The sequence below is a fragment of the Flavobacterium polysaccharolyticum genome (genome assembly GCF_038739875.1).
Lineage (GTDB): Bacteria > Bacteroidota > Bacteroidia > Flavobacteriales > Flavobacteriaceae > Flavobacterium > Flavobacterium polysaccharolyticum.
The window spans coordinates 85,033-100,941 of record NZ_JBCGDP010000018.1 but is presented as its reverse complement, the minus strand read 5'-3'; the positions used below and the strand labels follow the sequence as shown (position 1 = coordinate 100,941).

The 15,909-nt window shown below is 35.9% G+C and carries 14 protein-coding genes; 13 read left to right on the top strand and 1 reads right to left on the bottom strand.

The genetic code is table 11. The annotated features are described in order from the left end of the window. Positions 1-167: 167 nt before the first annotated feature. Complete coding sequence (locus tag WFZ86_RS16230; RefSeq protein ID WP_342692897.1) at positions 168-2,576, bottom strand: alpha/beta hydrolase family protein; 2,409 nt, start codon at positions 2,574-2,576, stop codon at positions 168-170. Between the two features lie 401 nt (positions 2,577-2,977). On the opposite strand from WFZ86_RS16230, the gene WFZ86_RS16225 reads away from it, so the two are divergent. The 13 genes from WFZ86_RS16225 to WFZ86_RS16165 all read left to right on the top strand — a co-directional run bounded on the left by WFZ86_RS16225 (position 2,978) and on the right by WFZ86_RS16165 (position 15,709). After that, a complete protein-coding gene (locus tag WFZ86_RS16225; RefSeq protein ID WP_342692896.1) occupies positions 2,978-3,985 on the top strand; it encodes a 3-oxoacyl-ACP synthase III family protein in 1,008 nt (335 codons plus the stop codon). A 257-nt stretch (positions 3,986-4,242) separates the two neighbouring features. Continuing rightward, positions 4,243-4,389, top strand: a complete 147-nt coding sequence (locus WFZ86_RS16220; RefSeq protein ID WP_201296286.1) for a hypothetical protein — start codon at positions 4,243-4,245, stop codon at positions 4,387-4,389. 133 nt (positions 4,390-4,522) lie between these two features. Continuing rightward, complete coding sequence (locus tag WFZ86_RS16215) at positions 4,523-5,518, top strand: isoaspartyl peptidase/L-asparaginase family protein (protein WP_342692895.1); 996 nt, start codon at positions 4,523-4,525, stop codon at positions 5,516-5,518. Between the two features lie 282 nt (positions 5,519-5,800). After that, on the top strand, positions 5,801-6,475 hold the full coding sequence (locus WFZ86_RS16210) for a copper homeostasis protein CutC (protein WP_342692894.1): 675 nt from the start codon (positions 5,801-5,803) through the stop codon (positions 6,473-6,475). Positions 6,476-7,069: 594 nt separating this feature from the next. Continuing rightward, entirely contained in the window at positions 7,070-9,178 is a 2,109-nt protein-coding gene (locus WFZ86_RS16205) for an ATP-binding protein (RefSeq protein ID WP_342692893.1), read from the top strand. A gap of 107 nt (positions 9,179-9,285) precedes the next feature. Next, a complete protein-coding gene (locus tag WFZ86_RS16200; RefSeq protein ID WP_342692892.1) occupies positions 9,286-9,861 on the top strand; it encodes an outer membrane beta-barrel protein in 576 nt (191 codons plus the stop codon). Positions 9,862-10,017: 156 nt separating this feature from the next. Then, positions 10,018-10,533: a hypothetical protein gene (locus tag WFZ86_RS16195; RefSeq protein WP_342692891.1), complete on the top strand. Its 516-nt coding sequence runs from the start codon at positions 10,018-10,020 to the stop codon at positions 10,531-10,533. A 177-nt stretch (positions 10,534-10,710) separates the two neighbouring features. Continuing rightward, positions 10,711-11,346, top strand: coding sequence for a murein L,D-transpeptidase catalytic domain-containing protein (locus WFZ86_RS16190; RefSeq protein WP_342692890.1), 636 nt, complete (start codon positions 10,711-10,713; stop codon positions 11,344-11,346). A gap of 532 nt (positions 11,347-11,878) precedes the next feature. Then, positions 11,879-13,327, top strand: coding sequence for an FAD-dependent oxidoreductase (locus WFZ86_RS16185; RefSeq protein WP_342692900.1), 1,449 nt, complete (start codon positions 11,879-11,881; stop codon positions 13,325-13,327). 309 nt (positions 13,328-13,636) lie between these two features. Continuing rightward, positions 13,637-14,539 (top strand): hypothetical protein, encoded by a 903-nt coding sequence (locus tag WFZ86_RS20495; protein WP_483788279.1) that lies wholly within the window; start codon positions 13,637-13,639, stop codon positions 14,537-14,539. 2 nt (positions 14,540-14,541) lie between these two features. Then, positions 14,542-14,991 carry a MarR family winged helix-turn-helix transcriptional regulator gene (locus tag WFZ86_RS16175; protein WP_342692889.1) on the top strand — a complete coding sequence of 150 codons (450 nt, stop codon included), beginning with the start codon at positions 14,542-14,544 and terminating at the stop codon, positions 14,989-14,991. 173 nt (positions 14,992-15,164) lie between these two features. Further along, a complete protein-coding gene (locus tag WFZ86_RS16170; RefSeq protein ID WP_315156876.1) occupies positions 15,165-15,401 on the top strand; it encodes a hypothetical protein in 237 nt (78 codons plus the stop codon). Beyond that, positions 15,392-15,709, top strand: a complete 318-nt coding sequence (locus tag WFZ86_RS16165) for a type II toxin-antitoxin system RelE/ParE family toxin (RefSeq protein ID WP_159686848.1) — start codon at positions 15,392-15,394, stop codon at positions 15,707-15,709. The genes WFZ86_RS16170 and WFZ86_RS16165 overlap by 10 nt, the downstream gene beginning before the upstream one ends. The last annotated feature ends 200 nt before the right edge of the window (positions 15,710-15,909 follow it).

Below are 15,909 nucleotides of genomic sequence, written 5' to 3'. Positions count from 1 at the left end.
CTGTTGTACTAACATCTAAAAAACCTTATAATTACAACTAAACATACCAAAAAAGGAGTAAAAATCCTAAGATTTCTACTCCTTTTATTTGTCAATTTACTCGGAAAAAGACTTTTTCAGTGGCCTCCTTTTTCGGGTTGTCTCTTTTTTGTTGGAACTAATTTGCCTTAGTTTTTCAAATACTTTTCTAAGAATTGATCTTGTTCCCAAAGTAAGTGCAAGATGTTCTCTTTGGCGGCATAGCCATGACTTTCTTTAGGTAAAATTACCATACGTGCAGGGCCACCCAATCCTTTTATAGCTTGAAAATAGCGTTCTGTTTGCAAAGTAAAAGTACCGGGATTGTTGTCAGCTTCTCCGTGAACTAGTAATAAAGGAGTTTTCATTTTATCCGCATGCATAAAAGGCGACATGGTATTGTACACCTCAGGGGTTTCCCAATAATTACGTTGCTCACTTTGGAAACCAAATGGAGTTAAAGTTCTATTGTAAGCACCGCTTCGTGCAATGCCACAAGCAAAAAGGTTAGAATGTGTTAACAAATTAGCCGTCATAAATGCACCATAAGAATGCCCACCAACGGCTACTTTTTTTCTGTTGATATAGCCCAAAGCGTCTACCGCATTGATTGCAGCTTCAGCATTGTCTACTAGTTGAGAAATAAAGTTGTCATTAGGTTCGGTTTTGCCTTCTCCAATAATTGGGAATGAGGCGTCGTCTAATACCGCATAGCCTTTAGTCACCCAGTATACAAATGAACCATATGAAGGAAATGTAAATTCGTTCGGGTTTTGTGTGCTCTGTCCTGCGCTATTTTTGTCTTTGTATTCGGCAGGATAAGCCCAAATCAATAACGGTAATTTTTCTTTTTTGGCTTTGTCATACCCTACAGGTAAGTATAAGGTTCCAGATAATTCTACACCATCTTTACGTTTGTATTTAATTACTTCCTTGCTCACATTTTTGATGCTTTCAAATGGATTCTTGAAATCAGTGATAGGGGTGAGTTTGTCTTTTTGGTTGATGTTTCTGAAGTAGTAATTTGGGTAATCGTTTTTGGACTGAATTTGTACCAAAACCGTTCCTTTTTTGAAATCCTCTACTTCGATCAAATCTTCTTTTTTGTCTTTATAAGTTGAGGTATACAAACGTTTGCTTTGTAACGTTTTTAAGTTCAATTCGTCAATGAACGGAAATTGACCTTCTTTGGTGTAGCCATCTCCAATACGGAAAGCTTTGTCATTTTCGATAGCCAAAACATAGCGGTTGAATTGGTTTTTTCTAGTTTCAAAATTACCTGGATCAGCGTAAACATCTTGTGAGTTTCTGTCGGTAATCACTTTTGGTTGTTGTAATGGATTCGATGGATTGATCAAGTATGTTTTGGTATTTCTGGTGTCATACCATTCATCCGAAACGATGGCAATATTGTCATTTCCCCAAGTAATATCGTTAAAACGTTGAGGTGTTTTAACTAATGAAGTTGGGTTGGCAGTAAATGGAGCTTCCCATAAAAACACTTCGTCTCTAAATGCTACTTTATTCGCTGGATCACCTTCGTCTAACGCTTGTGCAAAAGCCAAAGTAGCTGGTTTATCGTTTCTCCACATCAGGGATCTTTTCCCTTTTTGCACCGCCATAAATCCTTTAGGCATGATTTCGGTCAATGGGGTTTCGTTTACAGTTTTTATTTCCCTTCCACTTTTGTCATACACTACGGATTTCATTGGGAAACGATTCAAAGGAACGATATAAGAAAACGGTTTTTGAATCGTAGTAAGCATAATATAATTCCCATCAGGAGAAAAACTCTGGCCTGCATACATATCGGCAGATTTGAATAGGGTTTTGTTTCCGTTTAAGGTAATTTTGTATAATTCAGAAGTGATGATATTTTCAAAATTGATCTCGTCATTTTTGTTTTTCAACATATCTGGATACGTTCTGTTTTGTGATTTTGCACCACTAGCATTCGAAATGATTGGTCCAGTAGGCAAGTCCTTTTTCGCATCCAATATAGGTTTTCTGTTGCTAGGCAATAGTTTTACCAATATCGTTTCGTTGTCGTTAAACCAACTAAACGGAGCCCCTAAATTGGCATTCAAGTTTGCCTCGGTTAGTTTTTTTGCTTGAGCCGAAGCCACATCAATTACCCAAAGTTCTACACCATTGGTAGCGGTATGTGTGAACAAAATTTTAGTATCATTAGGTGACCAAGACAAATTACTGATTTTTGCATTTGCTGGTAATCCCGCCACTTGAACTTCGTTTTTGTCTTTTATTTTTCGAAGTTTTAAGTTGTTGATGTAGGTAACCGTACTCGAAATGTTGGTAATTGGATTGATGCGCAATCCACCCAAACGCAATTCTTCTTGGTTGAGGTCGTCAAGCGTTTTATAAGTGTTTCTGTAGGAAAGCAAAAGGTACTCTTTTTTGGTATCCATCGAAACCGAAGGAGCTCTTTCATAATCGGCTAAATCCAAAATTGATTTAGATGGTTTTTGGTAAGTCAGGTTTTCTTGTGCCAACACCGAAAAACCAAATCCTAGCAATAGGAGTGTGAGTTTTAACTTCATGAAGTATTGATTTATTTATTAAAATTTGTATGTGTTAAAATTAGACTGATTTCCTAACAAAATGTTACATATGTTCTATGTTAAATTATTTTTTTCTGAAAACCTAAAGTCAGTTTAATCGAGTTGGATTAGTTAAGAGTTGATTTACCAATGGATTTAAATTGAACAAGCATTTTTTTAACCAAAAAAGGCGAATAAGTCAGTTGATGCCTCGATAATAAGTGGTGAGTTACTTCTATTTATACTCTTGTTTTTATTAGAAATTGGAGAAGATTAAAGAAGACGAAGGGCTTATTTTCTATATTAAAAATGATTATAACAAAAAAATGCCTAAATTGTGGGTTGTCTTTTTAAAAGATGTTTAATTTTGTCAATCAATTTTTAATGAAAAACAAATACTTATGTATCACTCTAAAATAGCAGGATTAGGATTTTATGTTCCTTCGAATGTGGTAACAAATGATGATTTATCCAAAATAATGGAGACCAATGATGAATGGATTCAAGAACGCACCGGAATTAAGGAGCGCCGACACATCATCAAAGGAGAAGACACAACAACAACGATGGGGGTAAAAGCAGCCGAAATTGCGATTGAGCGTGCTGGTATTGCCAAAGAAGATATTGATTTTGTTGTTTTTGCCACTTTAAGTCCTGATTATTATTTCCCAGGGCCAGGAGTTTTGGTGCAACGTGATTTAGGTTTAAAAACCGTAGGGGCAATTGATATTAGAAATCAATGTTCGGGTTTTGTGTACGGACTGTCAGTTGCTGATCAATACATCAAAACTGGAATGTACAAAAACGTTTTGGTAATTGGATCTGAGGTACATTCTTCAGGATTAGACATGACAACTCGTGGTCGTGGTGTATCTGTAATTTTTGGTGATGGAGCAGGAGCGGCTATTTTGTCAAGAGAAGAAGATTTGACCAAAGGAATTTTATCTACACATTTGCATTCAGAAGGGCAACATGCTGAAGAATTATCACTTATTGCACCAGGAATGGGTGGTCGTTGGGTAAATGATATTTTGGCAGATAATGACCCGAATGACGAAAGTTATTTCCCTTATATGAACGGGCAATTTGTATTCAAAAATGCAGTAGTTCGTTTTGCAGAGGTAATCAATGAAGGATTACAAGCCAACAATTTAGAAGTTTCAGATATTGACATGTTGATTCCACATCAAGCGAATTTGAGAATTTCTCAGTTCATCCAGAACAAATTCAAGTTGAATGATGATCAAGTATATAACAATATTCAGAAATACGGTAACACAACCGCAGCTTCTATTCCAATTGCCTTGACCGAAGCTTGGGAACAAGGAAAAATCAAGTCGGGCGACACTGTGGTTTTAGCTGCTTTTGGTAGTGGTTTTACTTGGGCAAGTGCAATTATCAAATGGTAAATTAAATAGCATACAAACCAAACGAAAAGGTCTAGAGCAAATGTTCTAGACCTTTTTTTGTTAATTAGCATTGACTCCTGTAAGTTCGAGAGTTTTTATTGTTTTTAGTGAATTCAAAAGACTTTAATGGTTTATGAATGGTTAGTGATTGATTTTTTCTATATTTGGAAGTATGGAAGAAAGAAACTTATACATTATTGCAGTAATCAACTTATGATTCTTGATGAAAAAAAGTTTACTGAATTAAAAAAAATAGTATGACCACTGAAACTAAAATAGAGCGAAGAAATAAAATTCTAAAGGGACTTGAAAAAGCCTATGAGAAAATGCTTGATTTTAAAAAAGAGCGTAAAAGTGAGCTTGTAATTATTAGAGACAATAAAATAGTGAAGATAAAATTATAAGATAGTTAAAGTACTATTCTTGAAAGTTACTAAGTTTTTTCTTTTTTTAATTTTTTTGATTATTGGTGTTTTGTTATATGTTTGGGATTGCATTTATTTTCCTAATTTGGTCGCAATCAAAAAAAATACCATTATGACCAATCGTCGCCATTTTCTAAAAACCGCTACCATAGCCTCAGCCGCTGTAGTTTTACCTTCGTTTGCTAACGCTTCAGAAGAAACACCTATTCCAACCCCTTCCAAAATCCGAAAACCTATTGTACTGTCCACTTGGCGTTTTGGGCTTCAAGCCAATGATGCCGCTTGGGAAGTCCTCAAAAATAATGGCAAAGCCTTAGACGCAGTAGAAGCAGGGGTGAAAATTCCCGAAGGCGACCCCAACGAACGCAGTGTAGGTTACGGTGGGCGACCTGATCGCGACGGACGTGTTACGCTCGACGCTTGTATTATGGACGAAAAAGCCAATATTGGTGCCGTGGGTTGTTTGGAACACATCAAGCATCCTATTTCGGTGGCGCGTGCCGTGATGGAAAAAACGCCTCATGTGATGTTGGTAGGTGATGGCGCTTTGCAGTTTGCCCTTTCACAAGGATTTACCAAAGAAAATTTATTGGTCGAAGCCAGCGAAAAAGAGTGGAAAGAATGGCTCAAAACCAGCGAGTACAAACCCATTGCGAATATCGAAAACCACGATACCATTGGAATGATTGCCTTAGACAGTCATGGCGATTTGTCTGGCGCTTGTACCACTAGTGGTATGGCCTTTAAGATGCACGGCCGTTTGGGCGATTCTCCCATTATTGGAGCAGGTTTGTATGTCGATAACGAAATTGGAGCCGCTACCGCCACCGGACATGGCGAAGAAGTTGTGCGTATTTCGGGTTGTCATTTGGTGGTCGAGTTGATGCGACAAGGAAAATCTCCTCAAAAAGCCTGTGAAGAAGCCGTGGCGCGCATTGTAAAACTCACCCAAAACCGTAGCAAAAGCCTCAAAGACATCCAAGTTGGATTTATTGCATTGAACAAGCAAGGTGAGTATGGCTCGTATTGCATTCAAGGGGGATTCAATTATGCGGTGCACGATGCTTCGGGCAACCAACTCATCGATGCGAACTACTTTTTAAAATAGTTTAGAATGATACAGTAAACGAAACCATTAAGAGAATGAGATATTTGATGAACAAAGGATAGTTAAATGTTTGTAGCTACAAATTCCCCTCTTGAGAGGGGTTAGGGGTGTGTTTTTTTGCTTTTTGAAATAATAACTTTTTCGACTGCTAGTCTACTTTGAAAGTGTCATATTTAAAAAAAGTTAAATCACCTAGTTATAAAAGTAGTGGTAAATTAGTCGTGCCAAATGAAACGGTAATGAGCCTTAATGTCTTAATGGTAAAAAAAAATGCAACATCAAATGAACCAATTAGAAATCGCCTGTTTTAGCTTAGACGCCATTGCCATCGCCCAAGAAAATGGCGCTGACAGAATCGAATTGTGTCTCGACCGAGCCGCTGGTGGCATTACACCTCCCGCCGAAATGGTACAAGCCGCACGTGCTCTGACCACCGTAGCGCTCCATGTGATGATTCGCCCACGCGAAGGCGATTTTGTCTACACCGAAACCGAGTTCCAAGCGATGAAAAACAGCATTACCGCTTTCAAAAATCTTGGGGTCGATGGTTTTGTGTTTGGGATACTTCATCCCGACGGCATCATTCATTCCGAGGCCAATGCGGCTTTGGTGCACTTGGCGCATCCGTTGCCTTGCACCTTTCACCGCGCTTTCGATGGCATTGCTAATCCGCTGCAAGGGTTAGAAACGTTAGAGGCTTGTGGCTTCAAAACCGTCCTCACTTCTGGAGTGCGCACCAATGTGACCGAAGGCGCTGACCTCCTACAACAATTGGTCGCACACGCTAGTGACCGTATTACGGTGATGCCTGGAGGCGGATTGCGCTCGAGCAATGCCCACTGGCTGAGCCAAACCACCCGAGCCGTGTACTACCACTCCGCCGCGATTACCGACGATAGCGAACTTCCCAACCCTACCGAAGTCGCCCTACTAAAACAACAATTGAATACCTTTTAAACGGAATCTCACTATTGTCTACAACAGACATACGTCCATAAATTCCACAAGTACTCCAGCAAGGTTTCCAAAAACTTATAGGTATATCCAATCAGAATAGCTTCTCTTATTCCTGCAAGGTTTCCAAAACCTTGTAGGTATTCTCAATACTTTACATTGACTTTTCACAACAGTATATCCCTAAAGTTCACCACCACCAATGCTTTTGAATCGTATTTTGGGCATGACCCCGAGGCACACGACCCTGCACAACCACAAATCCCTGCTCCTCGGGGTCGGGCTGTACGCTATATCTCTTGGGGCGAACCCCGCCCCAAGAGGATGCCGCTCCCATCCCTCATGCGGGCAAGTCGGCAGTTTTTAGTGCTCAGAAGACAGATTTAAAAACCAAAAATTAGAACATTGTACTTTAGAGAATCGTTATGTTACTAGAAGGAAAAGAATATATTTGACGAACAAAAAAGGCTAACTAGAGTCAAACCTATATGCTAGTTGGCTGTAATGTTTTGCGAAAATTGCGCAAAATAATAAATAAAACAATCTGATTTTTTTAAAACATTATATTAAATTAGCATTTTAAATTTAATTTGACAAATGAAACATTTAGACGAAACATTCATAACTACACAAGACTTAATGTTTGTTGGAGTTCTAAATGATATTAAAAAGTCAAAGACATCATTACAACCTGTTTTTGAAGCATTCACTAATGCAATAGAAGCAATTAAAATTAGAACAAAACTCGATTCAAGTTTTAAAGGCGAAATAACTATAAAATTAAATTCTTCAATGAATTTAGCAGAAAGTATTGAGTTTCAAAACTTAGTTATTGAAGATAATGGTATTGGATTTAATGATGAAGAATTTAAAAGATTTAATACATTCAAAGATTTTACTAAAGGATATAAAAATTTAGGTTCAGGAAGAATTCAGTATGCTCATTATTTTAACAATACTGAATTTGTTAGTGTTTTCAAAGAAGGGAATGATTATTTTGAAAGAAACTTTATTGTTTCAAAAGACTCAAAATATCTTGCAAAAAATGCAATTGTTTTTCATAGATATTGTAAAAAAATTAATCAAAAAGAAACAGGCACGAGGATTACTTTTAATACTTTACTAGACCATAGTAATATTTATAATAATTTAAATGCAGAACAATTCAAAGAAGTTTTAATAGAGAGATATGTTCATTATTTTTGTTATAATAAAGATTCATTACCTAAAATTCATATTAAATATTACGAACAATCTGAATTAAAAGGAGAAGCAAATATTACTAAAAATGATATTCCAAAAATTGAAAAAACAGATTTTTTAGATTTAGCATATTCAAAAATACCAGCGATTGGCAGTAAAATTGAAAAAACAGATAAAAGCGAAAGATTTACAATTGATTCATTTAAAATAAGAAAAGAGCTTCTAAAATCGAATGATTTAAAACTAGTTTCAAAAGGAGAAATTATTGAAGATTCAAATGTATCTTTATCTAGTTTAGCTGAAAATGACAATATAAAAGGTTTTAAATATTTATTTTTAATTTCAAGTAATTATATCGACGAAAGAGATACAAACATCAGAGGCGTTTTAAATATTCCTGACACAGAATCATTTTTGAAAAATAATGATATTTTCTCAAATGAAGAAATTGTACTTGAAGATATTCAAGAAGGAGTAAATGAAAAGATAAAAACAATGTATCCTGAAATTGAGGAAGTTAAACAAAAGCACGATGAGCAATTTGCTAAATTAAAAGAAATGTTTCTTCTTGACGAGGAAACTGCTAATGATATAAAAATATCTATAAATGATACTGAAAGTAAAATTCTAGAAAAATTTTATGAAGCAGAAGCAAAAAAAACAGCTAATATTGACGCATCTATAAAGGCATCAATTGATAAACTTGATAGTTTAGATACAAGAAGTGAAAATTATAATGAATTGTTAAAACAGGAAGTAGATAAGCTAGTCAAAACAATTCCTTTACAAAATAAAACAACTTTAACTCATTATGTCGCTAGACGTAAGTTAGTTTTAGATTTATTTGAAAAAATTCTTAAAAGAAAACTAAAAACTCAAATAAATAATGCATCAAATTATGATGAAGCCTTAATTCATAATTTATTATTTCAACAGCAATCAAAAGATTCTGAGAGTTCTGATTTATGGATAATAAATGAGGATTTTATCTATTTTAAAGGTTCTTCTGAAAAGCAATTAAGTAAGCTTGAAATAAATGGAAAGAGAGTTTTTAAAGCAAAATTTACTGAAGAGGAAGATAAATACCTTTTATCTCTAGGCGAAAACAGAAAAATAAAACGTCCCGATGTTCTTCTATTTCCAGAAGAAGGTAAATGCATAATTATTGAATTTAAAACACCTGATGCTAACGTAGCTGATCATTTAACTCAAATAAATTTGTATGCAAGTTTAATCAGAAATTATTCAGAAGATGATTTTCAAATCACTACTTTTTATGGCTATTTGATTGGGGAAAGTATTGAACCAAATGATGTTATGGGCAGAGTTAGTAGTTTTGAATATTCATATCACTTGGATTATTTATTTAAACCATCTGAAAAAGTTAAAGGTTTTGATGGAAAAACTGACGGTTCTATTTATACAGAAGTAATTAAATATTCTACTTTACTAGAAAGAGCAAGGAGAAGAAATAAAATCTTTATCGATAAACTAAATTCATAAAAAAGCCCCGCGAGCGCGAGCGTCCCTCTCGTCTCTATAACGAAGTTTCATTCTAAAAACAAGTTTACATAATTACAATAATCCTTTTATTTAGTTTTCAATTCAAAATGAAGTATTTGTTTTTCCCTTTACGTGCTATTGTTGTATTCGTTTTTATTCTTTTTTCTTTTTCGTCCCAAGCGCAATTACAGCCTGGGAACTATCTTACTGCTGCGATGGGTATTGGGTATAGCTTTCCAAATTCAGATATCGATGTTAGCGGTTCGGGGTTTTATGCTCAAGGTGAGTATGTGCACAATATAACCAAATGGTTCGGAATACGTCCTTATGCAGGTCTTGTGATTACCTCTCCAGATGACAACAAAAACCAACAATTCCCAGAAGATTTTCAGGTTACTACAAAGGCCTTTTTTCTAGGTGGAAAAGCCCGTGTTGCAGCACCAATTCCGTGGGTGGCTCCTTATTTTGAAGTGGGTATTGGAGCTTCGATTGGTTCATTCAAGACAATTACACCAGAATTCAATATTAAAAAAAGCGGCGTTTTGATGCACGTGCCTTTCAGTATTGGTTTGGCTCTTGGTCGTAAGCATAATTTTGATGTTGGATTTACGTATTATATTCACGATGCTGCTAAGCAATTTAATGGTGCTTTTGCTGTTGGATATTCTTTTCCTTTAGATTAATAATTTAGTAATGTAGATTCCTAGATATTAACTTGGATTTTCATTTATTCGACCGCGAACAGCTATGAAAATGAAACTAAGGAATTTAAAGAGTAATGCTGATTTAGTAGGAGAGAGAAAAGAAAATAGAAACTAAATAACTTTAAAAATATAATTATGTTGGAATTAATTTGGGGGATATTTAATGGAGTACTACTTATCTACTTGTTTGTTATTTGTTTTAAATCAGTAAAGCTTATTAAAGAGAAAATAGGATTTTTGGCATCCTTAATTTTTGTTTTAGGTTTGTTGTCATTTATGTCAAAATCAAATGACAAAAATTTAGCCGATAAGAATATTGATTTTTTGAACCAGACAAATCCTAAAAAAGCTTTTAATGGGAATTCATTTTTTCATGAAGTTCTATTAGAAGATAATTTAACTTCAAAGATTGGATTGTCAATTTTGGTTGGCGAAAAAAGGGCTGAATTAACAATCTTAAATGCCAACTGTTATAGAACTGGTTTTATAAGTGGTACAAATTGGGATGTTGAACACGTAGATATCGACAAACAAAAAGATAAAAATTACTGTTCCTACTTAGTCAGAGGAAAAATGGATTGGAAAATTCTGGGAATCACCATTTTTTCAGAGCATAAAACATTTCGAGGAAATGCATTACTAAGAAAGTAGCTTTCTTTAGTTTGCACAGCAAATCATTTGTCTCAAAAGCTTCCTTTTGAGTTTTTGAACGCAGACTCCTTTAGCGAGATAAACTTTAAATTTGAATTTTTTGGAGTTCTTTTTTGGCTTTTGAGAAAAAATATTACAATCTGAATTAGTAAAAAAAAGAGTTTAAAAATCTATAGATTGAAAAGTGACATGAGAAAAATAATATTACTAATATTGGCTATTGGAGTAGTATATTTAATTTTAGTATTCTCAAATAGAAGTGATGAATTGACGATAACCCAAACATCCGAATTAAATACTTCAACTAAAGATAGAATTGACAAAGAAATAATAGAAGTAAAAAAGCTAATTAAAAAAGATTCTAAGTATGATACAGAAATTGGATTTTTTATTGACATGAAAATTCCGTCTGGAAAGAATCGCTTTTTCATTTATAACTTTCAAACTAAAAAGATTATTGATAAAGGAATCGTTGCTCACGGTTCAGGTTCAGAAACAGGAATTAATGGGAAGCTTAAATTTAGTAACACTAATAATTCGCTTTCTACATCTTTAGGTAAATATTCTATTGGAAATTCTTATGATGGAAGATTTGGAAAAGCATATAAATTATACGGTTTGGACAAAACAAATAATAATGCTTTTGATAGAAATATTGTTTTGCATAAATATTTTGATGTCCCATACAATGAACAAGTAGAAAATATTTGTAATAGTTATGGTTGTCCTATGGTAAATGAAAAATTTTTTAAAAGAATCGAAAAGATAATTGATAATTCAGAAAAGAAGATAGTAATGAGTATTTATTATTGAAAAGAAGTGCTAATTGTAGTGATTGCTTTATAAATGACCCTGCTCAAACGTCTCTAACTTCGAGCTATTATACATAGTGTTGTCATCCGTAAACACGATAAAAGTCTGACGACTTTTTTACGATAACTATCTTTAGAATGATTACCTCTTCAAAAGGGTAAAGAAAACTACAAAATTACCGTTGGGCTATTTTGTAGTTTTTGTTTTTATATAATTTGGTATTGGGTTCTGAAAACAAAATGTACTCGCTTAGCCCCGATTATAGTGGAAATCCTCTTGTGCCGGGGTTCGGCATAAGAGATTGTAGCGGAAAGCGGGACGACTCGTGTGGTGCGCAAAGAAGTGGTGCTTCTAGAAAAAATCACCGTGGTCGCCAATGCTCCCTCAGCTAAACCTCAGAGGCATTATCCTTACCGCACTTTGCTATTCCAGATTTTTATTTGTCCCTTTAGATTAGTACATCAACTCCAAAAAGCAGACTCGTATTTTATCGCTATTTTTGCACCCAATAGAGTTGGGTAGTACATCGGATATGGATAAAAAGAATACGCCTTGCTGGAGCAGTTGTCCAGACTGTCAGGGGCAAGGCAAGAAAAGTCAAAGACTTCGTAAAAAAGTGCGGTTGCAGTATCAGCAGTTGGTAGCCAGCCTTTCTTCTGCTGGTGAAGTGGCTTTGCCTGAAGCGCCCAAAGCGCCTTTGGTGTCGTGTTCCCTATGCGGAGGTTCGGGATTGCTTCCATCAGAAAATTTTCCTGTAGTAGATTATGAAAACTATCCCCATATCGCCATTATTGGTGGCGGAATTGGTGGCGTGGCTTTGGCTGTAGCTTGTTTGCATCGCGGCATTCCGTTTACGCTTTTTGAAAGAGACACGCACTTTGAGGCCCGTTCGCAAGGCTATGGACTGACCTTGCAGCAAGCGAGCAAAGCCATAGAAGGATTTGGAATTTTTTCTTTGACCGAAGGCGTGGTTTCTACACGGCATTTGGTGCACAAAACAGACGGAACAGTAATAGGCGAGTGGGGGATGAGAAAATGGGTGCAGCCCACCGAAAAAAAATACACCAAACGTTCCAACATTCATATTGCGCGACAAGCGTTGCGTTTGGCACTCGTGGAGCAACTCGGAGGGAAGGACAACATACAATGGGGACATCAATTGCTCGATTTTCAAGAGGAAGCTTCGGGTAAAATCCAGTTGCGTTTTCAAGTCGGTGCGCAAATTAAAACAATTGCAACCGATTTGGTGGTGGGTGCCGATGGGATTCGAAGTGTCGTCCGTCAGCAATTGATTGGAGAGTCGCTTACTCCTTTGCGCTATTTGGGTTGTCTTGTGATTTTAGGAATTTGTCCTTTGGATGCTCTGCCAACAGTTACTTCAGAGTTGTTGGATTCGGCTACTGTTTTTCAGACGGCCAATGGTCACGAACGTATCTATATTATGCCTTTTACAGCAAATTCGGTGATGTGGCAATTGAGTTTCCCGATGGAAGAAGCCGAAGCCAAAAAACTAAGCGCACAAGGTGCACAAGCTTTGAAGGAAGAAGCGTCTCGAAGAACGCAATGGCATTCTCCTATTCCACAAATAGTCGATGCCACAGCGGCTGCTCAGGTATCGGGTTATCCCGTATATGATAGAACTTTGTTGACCACAGCCCAGTTTGAAAACGCAGGAAATAGCACTTTGATCGGCGATGCTGCACATCCTATGAGTCCGTTCAAAGGGCAAGGAGCCAATCAAGCCTTGTTGGATGCTTTGGCATTGGCTCGAGGTATTACCAAAGGTTGTAAACCCTCGTCTCAATGGCGAATAGTAGGATTGAGAAAAAGTGTTTTACTCCCATTTGAAGCGGAAATGATTGCTCGTAGCGCCATAAAAGTCAAAGACTCCGCCGCCGCCGCTGAATTTTTGCATTCGGATATTGTACTTTATGAATCGGATGAACCGCGTGGCCGAATACTCAAACGGAAAAAGCAGTAAGATTTTGGCTTGCTTTTCGAATCTTCGCTACTTTATATGCTTTGTTTTTTAGCTCAGTGAACTAACGATTCAAAACTAGAACGCTGATGACACGGATGGTACAGATTTTCGCTAGTTTGTTTTATATTAAATCTGTTTAAATCTGCGTCATCTGCGTTCCATTTTCAAACCGGTTTTCAGTAAAAGGTTGTCCAATAAAAGTAAACCCCCAATAAAAGTTTGATGTTGTTTCATTTCTAAAGCGATTGTGTTTATTCAAAAAATGTTTACATTTGTATCGTACACGATTTAATCGTAAAAGATAAAATAATGAAAACAACATTCTTTCAAAACAGTATGCGCATTCTTTTGGGCGCATTTATGACTTACGCGGGAATAAGTCACTTAACATTCAACAGAACGGCATTTTTAGCACAAGTTCCTAAATGGCTTACAACAGACCCTAGTTTTATGGATTTTGTGGTGTTGTCTTCAGGGATAGTCGAAATGGCATTGGGCTTAGCACTTATTTTTTGGGTGAGCCAAAAAATATATGTTGGAATAGCGCTTGGGATATTCTTTATTTTGATTTTTCCTGGGAATCTTTCACAATACTATTACGGCATTGATTCTTTTGGTTTGAATACCGATAACAAGCGTTTGATTCGTTTGTTTTTTCAACCTGTTTTAGTGCTTTGGGCACTTTGGTCCACTGGAGCTTTGGCTTATTTATTGAAAAAAAGAAAAGTTATTTCGCAACAGTCCTTTTATGATTTTGAAGCTGAATCCATTCAAGGCAAACGAATTCCAATGAGTGCTTATAAAGGAAAAACAGTACTCGTTGTCAACACCGCCAGTCAATGCGGATTGACGCCACAATACGAAGGTCTTGAAAAGTTGTATCAAAAATATGAAAGCCAAGGGTTGGTAATTCTGGGATTTCCTTGCAACCAATTCGGGAAGCAAGAAAAAGGAAGCGCGACAGAAATTGAAACCTTTTGTCAAGTCAATTACGGTGTTAGTTTTTCAATGTTTTCGAAAGTTGAGGTCAATGGAAGCCAAGCGCATCCTTTGTTTGTGTATTTGAAAGCAAGTTTAGGAGGTGTTTTTGGAAGTACCATAAAATGGAATTTCACTAAATTTGTCATCGATAAAAACGGACGTCCTATACAACGTTTTGCGCCCATCACTACACCTGAAGCCATAGAAAAATACCTTCAAGAAATCCTGTAACTATGGAAAAAGATTTTAGCACGTTATATCTCGAGAACCAACTTTGTTTTCCGTTGTATGCGGCTTCGCGTTTGACCACAAAGCTGTATACTCCTTTTTTGGAAGACTTGGGGATTACGTATCCACAGTATTTAGTGTTACTGGTTTTATGGGAAAAGAACTCACAGACCGTAACAGAAATAGGCACTCGTTTGGCTTTAGAATCAAATACATTGACGCCTCTTTTAAAACGATTGGAACAAAAGGAGTTGCTCACTAGGTCACGTTCTTCGAAAGACGAGAGAGCGGTTTTGGTTACTTTAACAGCAAGTGGACAAGCACTCAAAGAACAAGCCGTTTGCATTCCGCAAAAAATTATGGAATCTTTTGCGAATACTTCCATGAGCAAAGAGGAACTTCAAGCGTTTCAAAAAACATTGACTAAGTTGGTGGAGTTGTTGGGTGAAGAATAATGGTTGTATTTTCCTTACTTAAGGTAGCCTTTTATTGTTCGTTTTTAGAGTAAAAAAATATCTAAGAAAATGTCTTTTATTTCATTAGATTAGAGAATCTTTATTTTTTTTAAATAGTCATAAAGCACTACAGGAGTTATTATAATTTGTAATTTTGAAAAAAAGATTGGAAAATGGATTTACAAACACGAAAATTAAATTTCATCCAAGACTTTCTTAAATTAGAGAGTGAGAAAACGATTGCTCAATTTGAAAAGTTACTTAGGAACACAGCTGCGAATGAGGAAGAGCTGAATCCAATGACGATAGATGAATTTCATAAAAGAATTAATCAGTCTTTGGAAGATGTTAAAAATGGTAAAGTAACGGATGCTAATGACCTTTTAACAGAAATTGAAAAATGGAGTTAAAAGTCAAGTGGACCGATTTTTCTAAGAATGAGTTGAAAAATATTTTTGAATACTACAAAGACAAAGCCAGTGTTGCTATTGCTAGAAAACTCGTCACGGGAATTGTAAATGAAACGTTGAGGTTAAAGCTTCAACCGACAATTGGACAAGAGGAAGAATTGTTGAAAAATAGTGATAAGGAGTTTAGGTATATAGTTTTTAAAAATTATAAAATCATTTATTTCGTCAATAGTCAACTGAATACAATTGAAGTAGTTGATGTTTTTGATACTAGACAAAATCCAATCAAAATCAAGAGAACTAAATAGTAAATGAGATTGTAACTATTGTTTTATGCCTCACATTTCAAAACAAAGAACCCCTAGAGTTGGCAGTCTCTAGGGGTTCTTTTTCTACAAGTTATACCTAACGAAAAGATATAAACTCAAAAAAAATCTGGTATAATGCCGATATAGTATGAAAATAGTTCAATTTTTATTGGACTATATTGAAGACATAATCGGTATAA

Excerpts from the sequence above, each read along its gene's own strand:
- WFZ86_RS16230 (WP_342692897.1), bottom strand. The coding sequence starts at position 2,576 with ATGAAGTTAAAACTCACACTCCTATTGCTAGGATTTGGTTTTTCGGTG.
- WFZ86_RS16225 (WP_342692896.1), top strand. The coding sequence starts at position 2,978 with ATGTATCACTCTAAAATAGCAGGATTAGGATTTTATGTTCCTTCGAAT.
- WFZ86_RS16220 (WP_201296286.1), top strand. The coding sequence starts at position 4,243 with ATGACCACTGAAACTAAAATAGAGCGAAGAAATAAAATTCTAAAGGGA.
- WFZ86_RS16215 (WP_342692895.1), top strand. The coding sequence starts at position 4,523 with ATGACCAATCGTCGCCATTTTCTAAAAACCGCTACCATAGCCTCAGCC.
- WFZ86_RS16210 (WP_342692894.1), top strand. The coding sequence starts at position 5,801 with ATGAACCAATTAGAAATCGCCTGTTTTAGCTTAGACGCCATTGCCATC.
- WFZ86_RS16205 (WP_342692893.1), top strand. The coding sequence starts at position 7,070 with ATGAAACATTTAGACGAAACATTCATAACTACACAAGACTTAATGTTT.
- WFZ86_RS16200 (WP_342692892.1), top strand. The coding sequence starts at position 9,286 with ATGAAGTATTTGTTTTTCCCTTTACGTGCTATTGTTGTATTCGTTTTT.
- WFZ86_RS16195 (WP_342692891.1), top strand. The coding sequence starts at position 10,018 with ATGTTGGAATTAATTTGGGGGATATTTAATGGAGTACTACTTATCTAC.
- WFZ86_RS16185 (WP_342692900.1), top strand. The coding sequence starts at position 11,879 with ATGGATAAAAAGAATACGCCTTGCTGGAGCAGTTGTCCAGACTGTCAG.
- WFZ86_RS20495 (WP_483788279.1), top strand. The coding sequence starts at position 13,637 with ATGAAAACAACATTCTTTCAAAACAGTATGCGCATTCTTTTGGGCGCA.
- WFZ86_RS16175 (WP_342692889.1), top strand. The coding sequence starts at position 14,542 with ATGGAAAAAGATTTTAGCACGTTATATCTCGAGAACCAACTTTGTTTT.
- WFZ86_RS16170 (WP_315156876.1), top strand. The coding sequence starts at position 15,165 with ATGGATTTACAAACACGAAAATTAAATTTCATCCAAGACTTTCTTAAA.
- WFZ86_RS16165 (WP_159686848.1), top strand. The coding sequence starts at position 15,392 with ATGGAGTTAAAAGTCAAGTGGACCGATTTTTCTAAGAATGAGTTGAAA.